Genomic DNA, 20552 nt, shown 5'->3' on the forward strand with positions numbered 1-20552 from the left:
CGGGAGAGTGATTTGTCTTAAGGTACATTCAACGTCAAGCACTTTCCGCTGCCTCAATGCTGTAAGAAATCACCCCTTTTGCCGTCTCTTCTGCCGTTTGCTTGCCCGCAGATTTCGTAAAGTAGACGCGTGAAAAAGTCTATGGGACCAAATCGTGGCAAAAACCCTTTTACGCAGCGGCAATCTGGATGATTTTCAGGCCGTTGGCGGCGGCGGACAGGCCGTTTTTGAATCAGCATTGCAAATCCGTGAGGCCCTGCGCCTGCGCAAACAGCAGTCGATCGTTGATTGCCTTGCGATCCCCCAGGTCAACGACGAAGGCGACCGGGTAGACTGGTACTCGCCTACGGAAGGCGCCGTGACCAGCTGGAAAGCCGCCGACGAAGATGCACGCTTCCGGGCGTTGCGCCTGCTGGAAAGCACCCTGTCCAGCGTGGAATCCCTGAGCAAGAAATCGCTCCAGTCGCCAAAAACCGCCCAGCAGCTGTTTGGTTCCCTGCTGTCTAAAGCGTTTCAGTTCCCGGGGGAAAACTTCCTGTTCCTGGTGGACGGCAAGCCGGTGATCACCTTCTGGGGCTTTGTGAATCTTAATGAAAACGCGCGTGAGGATATTCTCGACTGCCTGCGCGCCTCTCTGCTGCCGGTCCCAATGCCTGCCCCGGTTATTGAGCCGGAGCCCGAGCCCGAGCCGGCCCCGGCCATCGTCTTTGAGAAAGCCGATGAACCGCTGGTTGCCGCCCCGGCGACGGTGCATATCACCGCCGACGATCTCTACGAGGCGCATCCTGCCCCGGTCATGACCGCCAGCGAGCCTGAGCCAGAACCCGCCCCGGCAATCGTCACGGCGAAAAAACGCCGCGTTGCGCTTTGGGCGCTGCCTGTCGCCGCAGTGGTTGTTGCCGCCGTGGCCGCCCCATTGCTGTGGCCGAAGCAGGCCCCCACCGCTGAGCCGGTGAAAGCCGTAGCCGTCGCCCCGGTGGCGATCGCGCCAAAACCCGTTGCCGCCGTTGAGCCTCTGCCGCTGAATTTACCGCTGCACCAGGCCGAAGTGGCCGCCGTGAAAGCTGCTGAGCCGGTCGAGGCTGAACCTGTGGTGATTACCGCGATCCCGAAAGATGCGATGGTGATGGAAGCCGGTCAGGTAAAATCCGGCTCGACCCGTTTTCTTAACGGCAGCTGGCGGGCGATGCTGGAGGTGACCGATCCCATCACCGGTAAGCCGCCGTACGTGCGCTATCAGATCCAGAACAATAAAGGTACGGCCCGCGTCGTTCACGGTAAGAACGTGGTCTGCCGCGCAACGGTCTTCTCCGGGCTGCACAGCAACGGTGAGCTGCTGATTAAAACCCGCGGCAACGCCCGCTGCGCCGACGGCTCGCGCTACCCGATGCCGGAAATTACCTGTAAAGCCGGTACCAACGACGTGGCAGAATGCAGCGCGCGCTACGACGCGAAAACCGTGGTTCCATTGACATTCAGGAAGGCAGGTGCGTGATCCTATGCTGGTAAACCTTTGCGACTACAAACAGAGCGTCACGCTGATTGCGAACAGCGGCGTTCAGTTTCTTGATTTTGGCCTGACGCCGCAGGACTCCGCCCAGAGCGGACGTTTCGTGCGGAAAACCGCGAATGGCCCCCTGCTGCGCCTGGATTTCGATCTGGTTAATGGCCGCTATACCCTGCCTGCCACGGGCGGTGGACAGCCGGAAGTGGTCAAACCCGAAAGCACCATTCTGCTCCAGCAGTCGCTGGCGGTGCTGGACGGCGTCTGGCTGCCGGTGCCGTTTTTACGCTTTAACCCGCCGCGTACCTTTGTTGAAGGCCCGGATAACTGGGCACGCGTGCAGGTGCGCAAGCTGGAGACGCCCGATAATGCCGGGAACAGCCATCGCGTAACCCTGGCGCTGGACAGCCAGATTGCCGCCCACGCCACCAGCCCCCTGTCGCCGGTGGAGAACGATATTCTTAACGGCACCCGCTTCGCACTGGCCTGGCGCGATGACGAAGTGGCGAACTTCCTCTACCAGACCTGGATTGACGGCTGGCTGCGCGAGGCCTTCACCCAGTACGCCACTGGCGTGGAGAATCGCGCCGAACGCGATCTCCAGCTGGCGATGCGTAACTTTGAGTACCAGGCGCACTGGCTGAACATTATGGCGATGCTGGGCGAGCAGCTGACGGTGCCGGAGGTAAAATTCGTCACCCATACCCTCAGCACCCCGGCGATCCCGGTGGACCTGATCCTGGATGTGGGCAACACCCACACCTGCGGCGTGATCATTGAAGACCACGGCGACGCCAACGACGGCCTGCGTCAGACCGCCGAGTTGCAGGTGCGATCCCTGAGCGAACCGCAGTATCTCAACGAGCCGCTGTTTACCAGCCGTCTGGAGTTTTCCGAAGCCCGCTTCGGCAAGCAGCACTTCTCGGTGGAGAGCGGCCGCGAAGATGCTTTCGTCTGGCCATCCATCGTGCGCGTCGGCGACGAAGCGCGGAAGCTGGCAACCCAGCGACTGGGCACCGAAGGCAACAGCGGTATCTCCAGCCCGCGCCGCTACCTGTGGGATGAAACCCCGGTGGTGCAGGACTGGCGTTTCAGCCAGATGAACAGCAAAACCCAGCGCGAGCCGCTGGCGACTGCCTTCCCGCTGATGAACCTGATGAACGATGACGGTCAGCCGCTGTTCACCCTGCCGCAGGACGAGCGTTTGCCGGTCTTCTCGCCGCAGTACAGCCGCAGCACCCTGATGACCCATATGCTGTGCGAGCTGCTGGCGCAGGCGCTGGGGCAGATCAACAGCGTTGCCACCCGTCTGCGTCTGGGCTTCCCGGCCTCGCCGCGTCAGCTGCGCACCCTGATCCTGACCCTGCCCTCGGCGATGCCGAAGCAGGAGCGCGAGATCTTCCGCCGCCGCATGTTCGAAGCCATCGCCATCGTCTGGAAAGCGATGGGTTGGCACCCGCAGGATGACGACTTCTCCAGCCGCAAACAGCAGGAGAAAAGCGTGGTGCCGGTGCCGGAGATCCAGATGGAGTGGGACGAAGCCAGCTGCGGCCAGCTGGTGTGGCTCTATAACGAAGCCATCTCCCATTATAACGGCCAGACCGAAGCCTTCTTTGCGGCCGTGGCACGTCCGGATCGCGAGCCGGAGCCGGGCGGTCAGCCGGGTCGCGCCCTGCGTGTGGCCTCGATTGATATCGGCGGCGGCACCACCGACATGGCGATCACCCATTACCAGCTCGACGATGGCTCCGGCAGCAACGTCAAAATTACGCCGCAGCTGCTGTTCCGCGAAGGCTTTAAGGTGGCGGGCGATGACACCTTGCTGGATGTGATTCAGCGTTACGTCCTGCCTGCCCTGCAGACGCAATTGCAGAAGTCCGGCATTGCCGATGCCTCGCTGCTGATGGCCTCGCTGTTTGGCGACTCCGGGCGCATCGACACCCAGGCGGTGCTGCGCCAGCAGACGGCGTTACAGCTGTTTATGCCGATTGGTCATGCGATCCTCGCCGCCTGGGAAGCCAGCGATATCGACGATCCGCTCGACGGGCTGCACGCCACCTTTGGCGATCTGCTGACCCGTAAACCAACGCGCAACGTAATGAACTATCTGCAGCAGGCCATCGAACACGCCCTGCCAGCGGGATCGGAGTCGTTCGACCTGTTTGCCGTGCCGCTGCACGTCAACTTCCGCGAGATGCAGGATGCGATGCTGGCCGGGCACTTTACCCTGGCCGCGCCGCTGCACGCCGTGGCGGAGGCGATCTCCCACTACGCCTGCGATATTCTGCTGATCACCGGACGTCCAGGCTGCCTGCCGGGCGTCCAGGCGCTGATCCGCCATCTGCAACCGGTCCCGGTCAGCCGGATGGTGTGGCTGGATAAGTACCGGGTGCATGAGTGGTATCCATTCAGCCAGCAGGGGCGCATCGGCAACCCGAAATCCACCGCGGCGGTCGGGGCGATGCTCTGTAGCCTGGCGCTGGATCTGCGCCTGCCGCGCTTCAACTTTAAGGCGGCGGATATCGGGGCGTACTCCACCGTGCGCTACCTGGGCGTGCTGGATAACACCGTCAACACCCTGCGTGAAGAGAACGTCTGGTATCAGGATATCGACCTCGACAAGCCGGGGGCGAAGCTGGATACCCGTCTGCACTTCCCGCTGCGCGGCAACGTGACTCTCGGCTTCCGTCAGCTGGCGAACGCCCGCTGGCCTGCCACCCCGCTCTACACGCTGAGCATTAACTCGGCGGAACTGGCGAAATCTATCGCCGGGGATGGGGTGCTGAACTTGCGCCTGAAGCTTTGCGGCGGCAATAAGCATGATGGCCCGGAAGCCTTTGAACTGAGCGATGCCTGGCTGCAGGACGGTACGCCGGTGCCGCCCGATGCCCTGACCTTTAAACTGAATACTCTGGCGGATCGCAGACACAGCGGCAGCCACTACTGGATCGACAGCGGGAGCGTATACCTGAAATGACAGCCACGACGACCACAACTCAGGCGTTAATCGGGTGGATCAACACAACGCGCCAGCACGCCCCGATCCTCGATAACGACGCCGACGCCCTGCTGGCAAGACTGGCGGTGGCCGACGCGCGGGAACACGCCATTGCGCGGGCGCTGACCTCGCGGAGCACCATTGGTTTATATGGTCACTCACAGGCGGCGAAAGCCCACCTGCTCGCGACCCTGTGCGGCAGTGACAATCAGCGAATGAACGTGATTGTCGGCCAGCGGACCTTTGACTACTTTTCGCATATCAACCCGGGGCATGCCCTGACCAACATGGCGCTGCGCTTCAGTCCGAACGCGGCAGAGGTCGCTGATGACGCCTTTCCACTGCGCCTGAGCCTGCTCACCGAGGCGGAGCTGGTGCAGGTGTTCCTTGCCCGCGCCACGCTGCCTGCGGTGGACAAAACCGTGATTGAAGCGCGACTGGAGAAGTGGCGCGCCCTGCGTCAGCCCCAGAGCGTACCGGGGATCACCCCCGCCGACGTGGGCACCATCGCCCACTACTGGCGCGATACGGTGCCCGCCGCAGCCCAGCAGATGGACGATGCCCTGTGGCACCAGTTTGCCCTGCTGCTGCCGTCGCTGGATCTGAGCACCCGCGCCAGCGTCTGGTCGCTGCTGTGGGGCGAGCAGCAGGAACTGACGCAGCAGTGGCTGAAGCTGGCGCATATCCTGCACCAGACCAGCCATGCCCGGGAGCTGGCCGCACCGCTGAGCCTGCTGGTTGATAATTTTGGCCTGCCGACCGAAGGTTTTCTCACCCGGGGCGATATTGCCCTGCCGGACGTGCAGCAGGCGGTTCTGCATCCGCTGCATAACGGCGAGCTGCTCAATGCCATCAGCATTCCGCTGGACGTGCTGGCCCTGCTGACCCGCGAGCTGATCCTGCCGGTCGAAAACAGCGCCCTGGCCGGGGTGGATATCATTGATATTCCGGCCCCGTCGGCCCAGCCCGATCTCCCGCTGGCCCAGGCCAAACAGCAGTGGCTGCTGGAGCATTATCGCCAGCATTTGCAGCCGGACGTGCTGGTGATCTGCAACGCCACCGCCCATCACGGCCAGACGGCGAAGACCGCTAAAACGCTGCTCAACTGGGTAAAAGAGACCCAGCCGGGCGACGACGCCGCCCTGCCGGGGCTGGTGTGGGCGATCACCCCGCAGGATGCACGCTTTACCCGCCGCACCAATCTCGACGAAGCGGTGCAACAGCTGCTTGGCAAACCCGGCCAGTACTGGGGCACCCTGCAGGCGCTCGACAGCAGCAGCATGCAGCGGGTGCTCGAGTGGCTGTCGCAGGCAACCCTGCCATCCCAGCGCCAGACGCGTCTGCTGGCCTTACGCCAGCGGCATCAGCGTGACCTGCACCAGCTGATGCAGGGGTATCTGGCGCCATTAACTCAGGATCCGACTGCCCAGCGCCACGCCGCGGAAGCGGTGGTGCGCGCCCTGCAGGGAAGCGCCGCCCGTCACGGAGAGCTGCTGGAAGGGTTACTCCCGCCGCTGCGCGCGTTCGAAACGCTGCTCGCGGTGCAGCAGCCGCGCGAGGAGCAGGTTAACGGTCTCTTTACCGACGCCATCGACCTGTTTGCCGACAGCGCCCAGGATACCGATGAGATTTGGCAGCCGACGGACAAAGCCCGCCTCGCCCATCAGGTCTGGGTGAATCACCTGCGCCAGTGGAGCCGCGACGACGCCGTCGCCAGCCGCCTGGGACTCGACACCGCGGTGCTGCAGCAGATTAGCGATGTGCTGGTGATCGCCAGCTACCGCCTGAATCTGCTCGCCCAGCTGAAAAAGATTGTCGATACCGATAAAAGCAGCGCCGCGCAGCTGCACGCCGCGCTGGGGAACTTTGTGGGCTGGGTCGGCTATGCGCAGACGCCAGCTTCTGAGCGCCCTGCCAGCCGTGTCCGCAAGGGCCAGCCGGTATTTGTCACGCCAACGGTCAACAGCAGCGCCCCCCGCTTAACCCGCCTCGGCGAGCAGCCAGTGCATGCCGCGACGGCCTATGTCTATGACTGGCTGGTGGCCTTGTATACACAGGCGATTGATAATATCGGGTATCAGCATCCACACGATATGACGATGGATGATCGGAAGGCGTTGCAGGGCTTACTGGCCTGAAACAGATGCCTGATGGCGCTACGCTTATCAGGCCTACGGTCAGTGCAGCAGGTGAAATGGGTTTTGTAGGCCGGATAAGGTGCTAGCACCGCATCCGGCAACCTCACCGGCCCGCCTGACTCTGCTGGATACAATCAGCCAACGCCTTCGCCAGCGCCGACGGGTTTTCCCACGACATCGAATGCCCGGCATCGGGGATAATTTTTACCTCAATACCCTGCTGGCGCATCTCGTCCACGTCGGCATCGGGCAGTGAAAGCTCACCAAAAATCAGCCAGACCGGGCAAGGTAATTGTTGAAAACGCACGTTCCAGCTGGGCTGTACGCCTTTAACCAGACTCGCGGCACCGCGCCACACCGCCCAGGGAGCATTACTTTGCAGGCATCCTTTCCAGGGCGAGGTTTCAGCTTCAAGCAGGGCCTGATAACCGGTACGGATAAAATCGTTCTCCGTCCGGGCGGCGATATCCCGGCTAAAGGCGCCACCTCCGGCATGGAAATTGGGTTCAGAAACGATCAGACCCAGCAGACGGCTATCGGCCAGTTCTGCCGTTTCGATTGCAATGCTGCCCCCCATGCTGTGCCCGTACAGCCAGAATGACGTTATGGCTAAATGGTTAAGCAGTTCAATGACCACCCGGGCCTGCGCTGAGGTTTGATAGCTGTAGGCTTCAGGTTTATCGCTGTAACCGCTGCCAGGCAGATCGATAAGGATGGCCCGACGGGAACCGAACTCAGGGTCGCAGACTATACGGGGATATTCATAAGAAGAGGCGCAGCCGAGACCGTGGATAAAAACCAGTGGCTCGCCGTGGCCGGGAAGTTCTTGCCAGCGCACCATGCAATGGGCCTGCTGCGAATAAAAGCTGTTCATAAGCACTCCTTTTCAGATGACTGTGTTTTTATACAGGCAACCGAGGAGGAATGCTATTGCTGGAATTTAAATCTGGAAGGCGTCTTCAGAAACAGATGCCTGATGGCGCTACGCTTATCAGGCCTACGGTCAGTGCAGCAGGTGAAATGGGTTTTGTAGGCCGGATAAGTGCTTGCACCGCATCCGGCAATACGCCGCGCAGGGATCGCTGTCAGAAGAGAGAAATCAGCAGCGCGACCGGAAAACTCATCGGCCAGGTGGAGCCCACCAGAAAGGCGCTCAGAAAACGGATGCGTTTGCGATCTTTAGAGAGAAACCAGGTGATAAGCGCACTGATCGTCGCCATGACGGCGTAAAACATTAACATTTTCTGGTACAACGTCATCTCATTCACCCAATCTGCTGTTCAATAACCGCGCGCAATATGCGGCAAATGTTGAGGCAGATCAAGTTTTTTGTTACATATTAACCACATAGAGATTATGGTTAATAACAACTGAGTAGTTTTCGCTACATCCTCCGGGCATGCCTGCCTGGCACCCAAACACAATGAGGGCCGCATGATGCGGCCCTGGTTTCCGGGACTACTTCTTCACCGGCTGAGGCTTTTTATTACCCGAGTCGGGCACCTTACGGGATTTGTCTTTATCGACTTGTAGCATAAGACGCTCCTTTGCGGCCTTCGGAATGAGTAAGTATAGCCCACCTGAGGAGTACCACTTTAAAGTCGCATTTAAAATGCACTTTTTGGCAAATTCACGTTAGCGTTTCGTGCTGTAATATCCTCAGTTTTTATAGGGAGGACGTTATGCTGCGTATTCCGCAAAGTTGTATTCACACCCGTTCCACTCCGTTCTGGAACAAAGACACTGCCCCGCCGGGGATTTTCAAGCGCCATCTTGATACCGGCACCCAGCCCGGCGTTTATCCACGCCTCAGCGTCATGCAGGGGGCGGTACGTTATCTCGGCTATGCCGACGAAACCTCCCCCGAGCCCGACAGTACTCTGATTATTGAGGCCGGGCATTTTGGCGTATTTCCACCTGAACGCTGGCACCACATCGAAGTGATGACCGACGATACTTATTTCAATATCGACTTTTTCGTTGAACCTGATGTGTTGAGAAAGCCGAAAATAGAGAAGGAGTAACATCTTGGGCAAAGCAACCTATACCGTCACCGTCACCAACAACAGCAACGGCGTGTCGGTAGATTACGAGACGGACGCCCCGATGGAGCTGATGATCCCGGACGTCGCCGCTCAGGTGGTGAAAGACCTCGTGAATACCGTGCGGGCTTACGACACGGAGAATGAGCACGAGGTGTGCGGCTGGTAACCGAAGGCAGCGACGCTTCGTCGCTGCCTGCTTTCCGCATTAATGCTTAATCATCACATGCCTGACCACGGTGTAATCTTCCAGGCCATAGACCGACATATCCTTGCCGTAGCCTGACATTTTCATCCCGCCGTGCGGCATTTCACTCACCAGCATAAAGTGGGTGTTCACCCAGGTGCAGCCATACTGAAGATGGGCGCTGAGGCGATGCGCGCGGCCCACGTCCTGGGTCCAGACCGACGAGGCCAGTCCATACTGGGATTCGTTAGCCCAGCCCAGCACCTGATCTTCATCGTCAAATTCTGTGACGCTGACTACCGGGCCAAACACCTCCCGCTGGACGATGGCGTCCTCCTGCTTCGCGCCTGCCAGCAGGGTCGGCTGGAACCAGTAACCTTTGCCGTCGTGCTTGCTGCCGCCGGTAATGACCTGCACATGCTCCAGGGCTTTGGCCTGATCCACAGCTTGACATACCCGGTCGAGGTGCGCCTGGGAGCTTAGCGGACCCAGTTCGGTGCTCTCGTCATTCGGGTCGCCGATCTTCAGGCTGGCGACCGCGGCACCCAGTTTTTCCACCAGCGCCGGATAGATGCCCTTTTGCGCGTAGATACGGCAGGCGGCGGTGCAGTCCTGCCCGGCATTGTAGAAACCGAAGGTGCGTACCCCTTCCACTACCGCATCGAGATCGGCGTCATCAAAGACGATCACTGGCGCCTTGCCCCCCAACTCCATATGGGTCCGCTTAATGGTCGAAGCGGTATGGCCGATGATGTGTTCCCCGGTGGCGATAGAGCCGGTGAGCGACACCATCCGCACCTTTTCATGCCCGGTCAGCGGATCGCCGACGGTTTTGCCCCGCCCGAACAGCACGTTGAGCACCCCTGCCGGGAAAATCGTCTGTGCCAGCTCCGCCAGCTTGAGGGCGGTGAGCGGCGTGATCTCCGAAGGTTTAAGCACCACGCAGTTCCCGGCGGCCAGGGCCGGGGCCAGCTTCCACGCCGCCATCATCAGCGGATAGTTCCAGGGCGCAATTGAGGCGACGACCCCCACCGGGTCGCGGCGGATCATAGAGGTGTGCCCCTCCAGATACTCTCCCGCCGCCGATCCGTGCAGGGTGCGCGCCGCCCCGGCAAAGAAGCGAAACACGTCGGCTATCGCCGGAATTTCATCCCCCAATACGCAGTGCAGCGGTTTGCCGCAGTTTTGCGACTCCAGTCGGGCCAGGGCCTCAGCATTGGCTTCGATGGCGTCGGCCAGCCTGAGCAGGCACTCGGCGCGGCTTTTCGGCGTGGTGCGCCCCCAGCTGGCGAAGGCGCGGTCGGCGGCCTGTACGGCAGCATCGACCTGAGCGGCAGAGGCCTCCGCAATGTCCAGCAGCACCTCGCCGGTCGCAGGGTTATAAACCGGCTGCGTTTCCCCTTCGCCGTTGACCAGTTCACCATTAATCAGCAGTTGAGTTTGCATAGTATTGTCCTGTTGAAATCAACGTTATTTCCCGCTGCCGGCAACGCTCTCGCCGTCGCGGGTTAGCCACCAGGCTCCCAGAATGGGTGTCGCGGTCACCAGCATCACCAGCAGGGCCACCACGTTGGTAATAGGAACATCGCGCGGGCGACCGAGCTGGTTTAACAGCCACAGCGGCAAGGTGCGCTCATGTCCGGCAGTAAAGGTCGTGACGATGATCTCATCGAACGACAGGGCGAACGCCAGCATCCCCCCTGCCAGCAGCGCCGACCCCAGATTGGGCAGCACCACGTAGCGGAAGGTTTGCCAGCCGTTGGCGCCGAGATCCATCGAAGCCTCAATCAGGCTCCAGGAGGTACGCCGGAAACGGGCAATCACATTATTGAACACCACCACCACGCAGAATGTGGCGTGACCGAGAATGATGGTAAAGAAGCCGGGCTCCAGATTGATGGTCTTAAACGCCGTCAGCAGCGCCAGACCGGTGATGATCCCCGGCAGGGCAATCGGCAGGATCAGCATTAGCGACACCGCGTTCTTACCAAAGAACTCCCGCCGCCATAGCGCCGCGGCCGCCAGGGTGCCGAGCACCAGAGCGATTAGCGTTGAGAGAGCGGCAATCTTAAGTGACAACGTCACCGATTCAATAATGTCGCTGCGCCCCGCCGCCGCGCTAAACCACTTCAGCGTCAGCCCCTGCGGTGGGAAGCTGAACGCCGCATCCTCGGTATTAAAAGCATAGATGGCAATAATCATCAGCGGGAAGTGCAGGAAGATCACCCCGCCCCAGGTGGCAATTTTCAGAAACAGCGGCGCGCGTTCAGAGTGCATCAAACGCTCCCAGGCGCTTCACGAACGCCAGATAAACGGTAATGAGAACAATGGGCACCAGCGTAAAGGCTGCCGCCATCGGCATATTGCCAATCGCCCCCTGCTGGGAGTAAACCATCTGCCCGATAAAGTACCCCGGCGGGCCCACCAGCTGCGGCACGATAAAGTCGCCCAGCGTCAGGGAGAAGGTAAAGATCGACCCGGCGGCGATACCCGGAATGGCCAGCGGCAGTACTACGTAGCGGAAGGTCTGACGCGGGCGGGCCCCCAGGTCAGCAGAGGCCTGCAACAGTGACGGCGGCAGACGCTCAAGCGCCGCCTGCACCGGCAGGATCATAAACGGCAGCCAGATATAGACGAACACCAGAAAACGCCCCAGCCCGGAGGTGGAGAGCGTACTGCCCCCAATACCCGGCACCGTTAACAGCGAGGTAAGCACCGGCTCCAGCCCCATATGGCTGAGAAACCACTGCGCCACGCCGTCTTTCGCCAGCAGCAGCGTCCAGGCGTAGGCCTTGACGATATAGCTGGCCCACATCGGCAGCATCACCGCGATGTAGAAAAAGGCTTTCCACTTCCCGCGGGTGTAGCGCGCCATATACCAGGCCATCGGGAAGGCGAGGATCGCGCTGCCGACAGTGACGGCAATTGCCATCGTCAGGGTGCGCAGGATGATGTCGTAGTTGGCAGGGTTGAACAGCGCGCGGATGTTGGCGAAGGTCAGGTCCGGCGTCACCGACATGGTGAAGTCATCGAAGGTGTAGAACCCCTGCCACAGCAGGGCAAACAGCGACCCCAGATAAACAATGCCAAACCACATTAGCGGGCCGAGAAGGAGTAAGAACAGCCCCAGCGATGGTCTGCGCCAGAACAGCGCCGACAAACGGCTGGCCAGGCCGTGCGGCGCCGGGGTGGGTGCCACGCTCATGTCCATATCACCTCTCCTCATGCAGCGGCACCATGGCGTCGCGCGCCCAGGAGGCGGTCACCGTCTGCCCGGGTTCCACCCCTGCGGCCAGCGCGGCACCGGTCAGGTTCGCCTGGCTCACCAGCAGCTTTTCCCCCCCGGCAAGACGGAGCTCAAAGCGGGTGGCCGCCCCCTGGAACTGCACGGCCTGCACCCGGCCCTGAACCTGAATTTCTCCCTCCCCGTCGAGGCGAATATGTTCCGGGCGCAGGGAGTAACTCCCCGTCAGGCCACAGACGCGCTGCGACAGGGCGTCCGTGAAAACGTTCGAGGTGCCGACGAAGCTGGCAACGAACGGCGTGCGCGGGCGCAGGTAGAGCTCGCGCGGGGTATCCACCTGCTCGATACGGCCATTGTTGAACACTGCCACCCGGTCCGACATCGACAGCGCTTCGCCCTGATCGTGGGTGACGAAAATAAAGGTGATGCCCAGCTCCTGCTGCAATTTTTTCAGCTCAAATTGCATCTGCTCGCGCAGTTTCAGATCCAGTGCGCCGAGGGGCTCATCCAGCAGCAACACCCGGGGCTGATTGACCAGCGCCCGGGCAATCGCCACCCGCTGACGCTGTCCGCCGGAGAGCTGGGAGGGTTTGCGGGTTTCCGCGAAGCTGAGGCCGACCTTATCCAGGGCCTCTCGCGCCTGGGCCTGACGGGTGGATTTGTTAATTCCTTTTACCATCAGCCCATAGGCCACGTTCTTGAGGATCGACATGTGGGGAAACAGGGCGTAGTCCTGAAAGACGGTATTAACGTCACGCTCCCAGGGCGGCAGCTCGCTGGCGTCTTTGCCAAAGATCGAGATGGAGCCCCCGCTCAGCTGTTCGAAACCGGCAATCAGGCGCAGGCAGGTGGTTTTGCCGGAGCCCGAAGGCCCCAGCATCGAGAAAAACTCGCCGTCACGAATCCGGATCGTTACCCCGTCCACCGCACGCACGTCGCCATACAGGCGTGAAACATCGTTAAACTCTACTGCGTACGTCATAATCCGCTCCCTGGCGCTTAACGACCACCCATGATGGCGATGTAGTCCTGCACCCAGCGGCTGTAAGGTACAAATTTTCCGCCGTTGGCGATGGGCGTTTTCCAGAACATGATTTTGTCGAAATAGTTGTAGCCGTTGGTTTCACAGCCTTTGTCGCCCAGCAGGGTGCTGGCTTTACAACCTTCCGCCACCACCGGCAGTGAACCGAACCATGCTGCGAGATCGCCCTGCACTTTTGGCGTCAACGACCAGTTCATCCATTTGTAGGCGCACATCGGATGTTTGGCGTCGGCGTGCAGCATGGTGGTGTCCGCCCAGCCCGTCACTCCCTCTTTCGGGAAGACGGTGCCAATCGGCTGATTCTCGCCTTTGAGGGCGTTAGCCTGATACGGCCAGGCGCTGGAGGCAACCACCCCTTCGTTTTTGAAATCACTCATCTGCACGGTAGTGTCGTGCCAGTAGCGGTGGATCAGCGCGTGCTGATCTTTAAGCACTTTCAGGACTGCCGCGTACTGCGCTTCGGTCAGCTGATAGGGGTCGGTGATCCCCAGATCCGGCTGGGTGGCTTTGACGTACAGCGCCGCATCGGCAACATAGATCGGGCCATCGTAGGCCTGAACCCGCCCTTTGTTGGTTTTGCCGTCCGGGAGGTTTTGTTCTTTAAACACCACGCCCCAGCTGTCGGGCGGGGTCGGGAAGGTTTTGGTGTTGTACATCAGCAGGTTTGGCCCCCACTGATAGGGCGTGCCGTAGGCCTTACCGTCGACGTTAAACCACTCCCCTTTGACGATGCGCGGGTCGAGGGTTTTCCAGTTGGGGATCAGATCGGGATTAATGGGCTGAACGCGTTTGCCCATGATCAGACGCAGGGAGGCGTCGCCGGAGGCGGTCACCAGATCGTAACCGCCCTTCGCCATCAGGCTGACCATCTCGTCGGAGGTGGCGGCGGTTTTGACGTTCACTTTACAGCCGGTCTCTTTTTCAAAGGCGGTGACCCAGTCGTAGGCTTTATCGGTCTCGCCGCGTTCGATGTAGCCCGGCCAGGCAATGATATCCAGCCGTCCTTCGCCCTGACCGATCTCTTTTGGCGGCTCCGCTGCCTGCGCAGTCAAAACAGTCATGCCGAGCGCGCACAGGCTGCTACGGGCAAATTTTTTGCTCATACGTCTTACTCCTGTCGTAATGAAATCAGAAGGCAGCCGTGCCGATAAGAATATCTCCTGAATTAAACGTAGACCGCGCCAATGCCGCGCACCCGGCGGGCTGTGGAAATTTCACCAGGTTGTGACCGGGGGCGCATTCCCCGGTAACTGGATTATAGACAAGGGGTTAGCAGGCGCTGGCGTTATGCATATTTCCTATGAGCGACCATAAAAAAACGCCGCAAATTAATTGCGGCGTGATTAACGGGATAAGAAAACTTTATTCAGACGCGCGGATCAATCGCGCGAAAATACTATTTTTGCGCGTTTAACATTCCGCTAATTATCTGCGCTAACTGGATCACCGCCTGCTCCTCCCGCTCTCCCCAGGCCCAGGAGGTATTGAAGCGGAAAAACGGCGTCCAGGTGTCGGAGGTGGAGAACATTTTGCCCGGCGCAATGCTGATGTGGTGCTCCAGCGCCCTGGCGCTAAGCTCCCCGGCATCGAGCGGCGCGGGCAGCTCCAGCCACAAAAAATAGCCGCTGTCGCTGTGATGGATTTTCACTTCAGCCGGCAGATGGCGCAGCAGTGCCTGCCACGCCTGCTGCTTACGCTCCGCCAGCGTGCGGCGCAGGCGCCTGAGATGGGCGTCGTAGCGTTTGGTGGCGAGATAATCCACCAGCGCGAGCTGCATCGGTGAGCTGGTGGACAAAGTGCTCATGAGCTGTAGCTGCTGAATACGGCGGGCATGTTTCCCGGCCGCCACCCAGCCAATACGGAACCCGGCGACCAGACATTTGGAGAAGGATGAGCAGTGCAGCGTCATGTCGCTGCGGTCCCAGGCTTTGGCCGGGAGCGGCTTTTCGCGGCCGTAATAGAGTTCGCTGTAGACGTCGTCCTCAATCAGCGTGACGTTATGTTCGGTGAGCAAGGCGATAAGCTGCGCTTTTTTGTCCGCGCTGAGGGTAAAGCCCAGCGGGTTCTGGCCGTTGGTCATCAGCCAGCAGGCTTTGACCGGATAGTCGTTCAACGCCTGGGCCAGGGCGTTGAGATCGATCCCCTCGTGCACGTCGGTAGCCACCGACAGCGCCTTTAATTTCAGACGTTCAAGCGCCTGTAACGCCCCGTAGAAGCAGGGGTTTTCCACAATTACCCAGTCGCCCGGTTCGGTGACCGCCTGCAGGCTGAGATTCAGCGCTTCGAGGGCACCGGCGGTAATAACAATTTCATCCGGGGAGATGTTCATCCCCTGCTGCGCGTAGCGACGGGCGATGGCGTGACGCAGATCGACGTTGCCCGGCGGCAGGTTCTCGATCACGCTCATGGCGGTGGCGGTCTTGCTGACGTTCGCCAGGGAGCGGTTCAGCTGCTGTAACGGAAAGAGACGCGGATCGGGAAAGGCCGAGGCAAAGGGCACCACCGAGGGATCGCGGCTGGCCTGTAACACGTCGAAGATATAGGTGTTGATATCCACCGCTTCGTCGCGCATCACCTGCGCGGGCGGCATCGGCTGCTGCCCGGTGGGACGGGCCGCGACGTAGTAGCCCGACTGTGGACGGGCCACAATGCGCCCCTGGCTCTCCAGCATCTGATACGCATGACCGACGGTCATAAAGCTCATTCCGCTGCTGGTGACCTGCTCACGCAGGGAGGGCAGCTTATCGCCGGGCTGCCAGACACCAAGCTCGATCTGCGAAATGATTTGCTGCGCCAGGCGCTGGTATTTTTTCATCGGGTTCTCCTTGCTGCATCACAGTGTATATCAGCAGGAGAAAAAAGGCAGGATTAATAAACTGTTATAGGTAGCAGTGAAGAATTCAGCAGGCGTGACGGCGCCCGACTGGCTTACTTACGAAACTCAAACGGCACCTGACGCGCATGGCGGGAGGCCGCTAAATGATCGAGGGTGATCATCGATGATTTGCAGAAAATGCACTTCGCGCCGTGTGGATTTTTTTCAGACACGTCGAAAATGGAGGTGCGGAACTGCGAACCATGACAGCACGGGCAACGAAAATGGATAGTAGAACTCATGTAAATCTCCTGAACGTAAAAACGTTAAATACTAAATTGGGCCTTTAAGGCATTAGAGGTCTGAGACAAAACTAATCAGAGCGTTCAGAGCGTAAAGATAAAACCCAAGAGAGGCTGCGGAGAGGCACAACGTGTTGAGAGATGCTTTAAGGGACTGCGACGGATATTTTTTGGCATTCAAACCGAAAATCCATTTACGCACAACCGAAGAAAGGATGCAAGCGCTTTTCACGATAAAATTCTTTTGGTTAAGCGACTCTCTGTATTCCTTCAAATTTTTTGACCACATCTGTGAAATAAACGGCATTTCTTCTCATCCGGTAATCCGTAAAGTAAAGGTCACTGTTTTTATCTGAACCCAGGAAATCCCGACATGAAAAAGATCGGATTTTTGTCATTTGGTCACTGGACGCCCTCGCCGCAGTCTGGAACCCGTACCGCCGCTGATGCCTTGCTGCAATCCATCGATCTGGCGGTTGCCGCTGAAGAGCTGGGCGCGGATGGCGCTTACTTCCGCGTGCACCATTTCGCCCGTCAGCTCGCCTCCCCCTTCCCGCTGCTGGCGGCAATTGGCGCGAAAACCAGCCGGATTGAGATCGGTACCGGCGTTATCGATATGCGCTATGAAAACCCGCTGTATATGGCGGAGGATGCCGGTTCAGCCGACTTAATTTCCGGTGGACGTTTGCAGCTGGGCATCAGTCGCGGTTCTCCCGAGCAGGTGATCGACGGCTGGCGCTACTTTGGTTATGTACCGGGCGAAGGTGAAAACGAGTCTGATATGGCCCGTCGCCACACCGAAGTGCTGCTGGAAGCGCTGCGCGGAGAAGGTTTTGCCAAACCCAATCCGCAGCCGATGTTCCCTAATCCGCCGGGCCTGCTGCGCGTTGAGCCGCACTCCGAAGGGCTGCGGGATCGGATCTGGTGGGGGGCGGGTTCGAACGCCACTGCCGTGTGGGCCGCGAAGCTGGGGATGAACCTGCAAAGCTCGACCCTGAAGGACGACGAAACCGGCGAGCCGTTCCATATCCAGCAGGCAAAACAGATCCGCGCCTACCGTGATGCCTGGGCCGAAGCGGGACACACCCGCACGCCGCGAGTCTCGGTCAGCCGCAGCATTTTTGCCCTGATGGACGACCGCGATCGGATGTATTTCGGCTCCAGTCGTAACGAAAGCGACAGCGTGGGTTACCTGGATGAGAAAACCCGTGCCATTTTCGGGCGCAGCTATGCTGCCGAGCCTGACAAGCTGATTGCCCAGCTGAAACAGGACGAAGCGATTGCCGAAGCGGATACGTTGTTACTCACCGTGCCGAATCAATTGGGCGTCGACTATAACGTGCATGTGATTGAGTCGATTCTGAAGCATGTTGCCCCGGAAATGGGCTGGCGCGACGAATAAGCATTACGCCGGGTGGCGGCTGACGCCTTACCCGGCCTACAAACTGCCTGACCGTAGGCCCGCGCAAGCGTAGCGCCGCCGGGCGTTACGATGCGGGGCTATAACACTCCCTTGTAATTCACCGATTTTATTAAACTGTTATAGCTAAATTCCCCTTTTCTGTCTCTGATACTCGACTTCCCGTCCCTTTACCATAACAGCCACACCGTTTTACCCTGAGGTTGTGCATGTTTGGTTTAGATGCGTTTCATCTGGCGAGGATCCAGTTTGCCTTTACTGTCTCCTTCCACATTATTTTCCCGGCGATAACCATTGGCCTCGCCAGCTATCTGGCGGTGCTGGAGGGGCTATGGCTGAAAAGCAAAAACCCTGTATGGCGCTCGCTCTACCATTTCTGGTCGAAGATCTTCGCCGTCAACTTTGGCATGGGCGTGGTCTCCGGGCTGGTGATGGCCTACCAGTTTGGCACCAACTGGAGCGGTTTCTCCCAGTTTGCCGGCAGCATTACCGGGCCGCTGCTGACCTATGAAGTGCTGACCGCCTTCTTCCTCGAAGCCGGTTTTCTCGGCGTGATGCTGTTCGGCTGGAACAAAGTCGGGCCGGGGCTGCATTTCTTTGCCACCTGCATGGTGGCGCTGGGTACTATCATCTCAACCTTCTGGATCCTCGCCTCCAACAGCTGGATGCAGACCCCGCAGGGCTTTGAGATCGTCAACGGCCAGGTGGTGCCGGTGAACTGGTTTGCGGTGGTGTTTAACCCCTCCTTCCCGTATCGCCTGCTGCATATGTCGATTGCGGCGTTCCTCAGCAGCGCCCTGTTTGTCGCAGCCTCGGCGGCCTGGCACCTGCTGCGTGGCAACAGTACCCCCGCCATTCGCCGCATGTTTTCTATGGCGCTGTGGATGACGCTGATTGTCGCCCCCATCCAGGCAATGGTCGGGGATATGCATGGTCTGAACACCCTGAAACATCAGCCCGCCAAAATTGCCGCCATCGAAGGCCACTGGGAGAACCCGCCCGGCGAGCCTACCCCCCTGCTGCTGTTTGGCTGGCCCGATATGGAGCAGGAGCGTACCCGCTACGGCCTGGAGATCCCGAAGCTCGGCAGTCTGATCCTCACCCACAGCCTCGATAAGCAGGTTCCAGCTCTGAAGGAATTCCCGAAAGAGGACCGCCCCAACGCTACCATCGTCTTCTGGTCGTTCCGCATTATGGCCGGGCTGGAGATGCTGATGCTGTTGCTGGGGGTCGTTGCCCTGTGGCTGCGCTACAAGCAGCGGCTCTATCACTCGCGGCCTTTCCTGTGGTTTGCCCTGCTGATGGGGCCGTCGGGATTAATTGCAATTCTCGCCGGATGGGTCACTACCGAAGTGGGCCGTCAGCCGTGGGTCGTGTACGGTCTGCAACGAACCAAAGATGCGGTCTCCGCCCATGGCGATCTGCACATGAGCGTTAGCCTGCTGGCCTTTATTGTGGTCTACACCTCGGTGTTTGGCGTGGGCTACAGCTATATGGTGCGCCTGATTAAAAAGGGTCCGCAGGAAGAAGAGTCCTTCCCGACCGAAAATGATGGTCGCCCGGCCCGCCCGCTCTCGGCAGCGAGCCCTGAGTTTACTACCAAGGAGACAGCATAATGGGTATCGATCTTTCCCTGATCTGGTTTGTGATAATCGTCTTCGCCACCCTGATGTATATCGTGATGGACGGGTTTGATTTGGGTATTGGCATTCTGTTTCCCGCCATTCAGGACGCCGACGACCGGGATGTGATGGTCAACAGCGTTGCCCCGGTGTGGGACGGAAATGAAACCTGGCTGGTGCTGGGCGGCGCCGCGCTGTTCGGTGCCTTTCCGCTGGCCTATGCGGTGATCGTCGATGCCCTGACCATCCCGCTGACCCTGATGCTGATCGGCCTGATTTTCCGCGGCGTGGCGTTTGAGTTTCGCTTCAAGGCGACGCCCGCGCACCGTCCGTTTTGGGATAAGGCGTTTATCGGCGGCTCGGTGCTGGCCACCTTCACCCAGGGTATGGTGGTGGGCGCGGTGATTAACGGTTTTGCTGTCAGCGGCCGCGCCTTTGCCGGCGGCCCGTTCGACTGGTTCACCCTCTTCAATCTGTTCTGCGGCCTGGGACTGGTGGTGGCCTATGCCTTTTTAGGCGCCACCTGGCTGGTGATGAAAAGTGAGAACCCGTTGCAGGGGTGGATGCGTGAGGTATCGAAGCGTCTGCTGCTGGCGCTGCTGGGGATTATCGCGGCGATCAGCATCTGGACACCGCTTTCCCAGCCCGCGATTGCCGACCGCTGGTTCAGCCTGCCGAACCTGTTCTTCCTGCTGCCGGTCCCGGTTCTGGTGGCGGTGTTGGGCCTGTGGCAGTGGCGCAGCCTGAACAATCCGCACAGCCACCATCTGCCGTTCGTGCTGACCCTCGGGTTAATCTTCCTCGGCTTTAGCGGGCTGGGGATCAGCATCTGGCCGCATATCATTCCGCCGTCGATAACCTTATGGCAGGCCGCCGCGCCAGCGCAGAGCCAGGGCTTTATGTTAGTGGGCGCGCTGTTCATCATCCCGATCATCCTTGTCTACACTTTCTGGAGCTATTACGTATTTCGCGGCAAAGTCCAGCCTGGGGAGGGCTATCACTGATGAATCAACCTGTCTGGAAACGTCTGATGTGGATGGTGATTATCTGGGGCGGCAGCGTGCTGACCCTGGCGCTGGTGGGGATGTTCTTCCGCGTGCTGATGACCGCGGCGGGGTTTAAAGCGCACTAAATACCCCCCAACCCTCTCCCGGCAAGGGAGAGGGAACAGTCCATGCCCAGACAAATTCTGACAAAACCTTTTCGCGCCTTTGAAGATCCTAATAATAACCTAACTG

Annotated in this window: 18 protein-coding genes; 9 read left to right on the forward strand and 9 right to left on the reverse strand. The window is 59.6% G+C overall.

Translation table 11 applies throughout. The features are described from left to right. The first annotated feature begins 154 nt into the window (after positions 1-154). Genes GNG27_RS12085 through GNG27_RS12095 form a run of 3 tightly spaced genes read left to right on the forward strand, consistent with a single transcriptional unit; the run spans position 155 to position 6640 of the window. Positions 155-1495 (forward strand): SrfA family protein, encoded by a 1341-nt coding sequence (locus GNG27_RS12085; protein ID WP_156263838.1) that lies wholly within the window; start codon positions 155-157, stop codon positions 1493-1495. 4 nt (positions 1496-1499) lie between these two features. Further along, the gene (locus GNG27_RS12090) at positions 1500-4481 is read left to right on the forward strand and encodes a virulence factor SrfB (protein WP_156263839.1); all 2982 of its coding nucleotides are present in this window, start codon (positions 1500-1502) and stop codon (positions 4479-4481) included. Then, positions 4478-6640, forward strand: coding sequence for a virulence factor SrfC family protein (locus tag GNG27_RS12095; RefSeq protein ID WP_156263840.1), 2163 nt, complete (start codon positions 4478-4480; stop codon positions 6638-6640). Before GNG27_RS12090 ends, GNG27_RS12095 begins: the two co-directional genes overlap by 4 nt. A gap of 103 nt (positions 6641-6743) precedes the next feature. Here GNG27_RS12095 and GNG27_RS12100 read toward each other — a convergent pair whose 3' ends face one another. Further along, the gene (locus GNG27_RS12100; RefSeq protein WP_156263841.1) at positions 6744-7514 is read right to left on the reverse strand and encodes an alpha/beta fold hydrolase; all 771 of its coding nucleotides are present in this window, start codon (positions 7512-7514) and stop codon (positions 6744-6746) included. 211 nt (positions 7515-7725) lie between these two features. After that, positions 7726-7899: a GhoT/OrtT family toxin gene (locus GNG27_RS12105; protein WP_072036615.1), complete on the reverse strand. Its 174-nt coding sequence runs from the start codon at positions 7897-7899 to the stop codon at positions 7726-7728. A gap of 423 nt (positions 7900-8322) precedes the next feature. On the opposite strand from GNG27_RS12105, the gene GNG27_RS12110 reads away from it, so the two are divergent. Next, positions 8323-8664 (forward strand): DUF1971 domain-containing protein, encoded by a 342-nt coding sequence (locus GNG27_RS12110; protein ID WP_142489562.1) that lies wholly within the window; start codon positions 8323-8325, stop codon positions 8662-8664. Positions 8665-8668: 4 nt separating this feature from the next. Beyond that, complete coding sequence (locus GNG27_RS12115; protein WP_059307860.1) at positions 8669-8851, forward strand: DUF1869 domain-containing protein; 183 nt, start codon at positions 8669-8671, stop codon at positions 8849-8851. Between the two features lie 39 nt (positions 8852-8890). Here GNG27_RS12115 and patD read toward each other — a convergent pair whose 3' ends face one another. The 7 genes from patD to GNG27_RS12150 form a co-directional block, all read right to left on the reverse strand. Further along, entirely contained in the window at positions 8891-10315 is a 1425-nt protein-coding gene (gene patD / locus GNG27_RS12120) for an aminobutyraldehyde dehydrogenase (RefSeq protein WP_142489563.1), read from the reverse strand. 24 nt (positions 10316-10339) lie between these two features. Next, entirely contained in the window at positions 10340-11146 is an 807-nt protein-coding gene (locus tag GNG27_RS12125; RefSeq protein ID WP_156263842.1) for an ABC transporter permease, read from the reverse strand. After that, the gene (locus GNG27_RS12130) at positions 11136-12074 is read right to left on the reverse strand and encodes an ABC transporter permease (RefSeq protein ID WP_370462897.1); all 939 of its coding nucleotides are present in this window, start codon (positions 12072-12074) and stop codon (positions 11136-11138) included. The genes GNG27_RS12125 and GNG27_RS12130 overlap by 11 nt, the downstream gene beginning before the upstream one ends. Before the next feature lie 7 nt (positions 12075-12081). Further along, positions 12082-13095, reverse strand: a complete 1014-nt coding sequence (locus GNG27_RS12135; protein ID WP_156263844.1) for an ABC transporter ATP-binding protein — start codon at positions 13093-13095, stop codon at positions 12082-12084. A 17-nt stretch (positions 13096-13112) separates the two neighbouring features. After that, the gene (ydcS, locus tag GNG27_RS12140; protein WP_142489567.1) at positions 13113-14258 is read right to left on the reverse strand and encodes a putative ABC transporter substrate-binding protein YdcS; all 1146 of its coding nucleotides are present in this window, start codon (positions 14256-14258) and stop codon (positions 13113-13115) included. A gap of 293 nt (positions 14259-14551) precedes the next feature. Continuing rightward, entirely contained in the window at positions 14552-15970 is a 1419-nt protein-coding gene (locus GNG27_RS12145; RefSeq protein WP_142489568.1) for a PLP-dependent aminotransferase family protein, read from the reverse strand. A 113-nt stretch (positions 15971-16083) separates the two neighbouring features. Continuing rightward, positions 16084-16272, reverse strand: coding sequence for a cold-shock protein (locus tag GNG27_RS12150; protein WP_142489569.1), 189 nt, complete (start codon positions 16270-16272; stop codon positions 16084-16086). Positions 16273-16645: 373 nt separating this feature from the next. On the opposite strand from GNG27_RS12150, the gene GNG27_RS12155 reads away from it, so the two are divergent. The 4 genes from GNG27_RS12155 to GNG27_RS12170 all read left to right on the forward strand — a co-directional run bounded on the left by GNG27_RS12155 (position 16646) and on the right by GNG27_RS12170 (position 20446). Further along, entirely contained in the window at positions 16646-17674 is a 1029-nt protein-coding gene (locus GNG27_RS12155) for an LLM class flavin-dependent oxidoreductase (protein WP_156263845.1), read from the forward strand. A 227-nt stretch (positions 17675-17901) separates the two neighbouring features. Continuing rightward, on the forward strand, positions 17902-19308 hold the full coding sequence (locus tag GNG27_RS12160; RefSeq protein ID WP_156263846.1) for a cytochrome ubiquinol oxidase subunit I: 1407 nt from the start codon (positions 17902-17904) through the stop codon (positions 19306-19308). Continuing rightward, on the forward strand, positions 19308-20318 hold the full coding sequence (gene cydB, locus GNG27_RS12165) for a cytochrome d ubiquinol oxidase subunit II (RefSeq protein ID WP_156263847.1): 1011 nt from the start codon (positions 19308-19310) through the stop codon (positions 20316-20318). The genes GNG27_RS12160 and cydB overlap by 1 nt, the downstream gene beginning before the upstream one ends. Beyond that, on the forward strand, positions 20318-20446 hold the full coding sequence (locus tag GNG27_RS12170) for a DUF2474 domain-containing protein (RefSeq protein ID WP_156263848.1): 129 nt from the start codon (positions 20318-20320) through the stop codon (positions 20444-20446). The genes cydB and GNG27_RS12170 overlap by 1 nt, the downstream gene beginning before the upstream one ends. Positions 20447-20552 lie beyond the last annotated feature (106 nt).

The organism is Leclercia sp. 119287 (assembly GCF_009734485.1).
GTDB classification, from domain to species: Bacteria; Pseudomonadota; Gammaproteobacteria; order Enterobacterales; family Enterobacteriaceae; genus Enterobacter; species Enterobacter adecarboxylatus_C.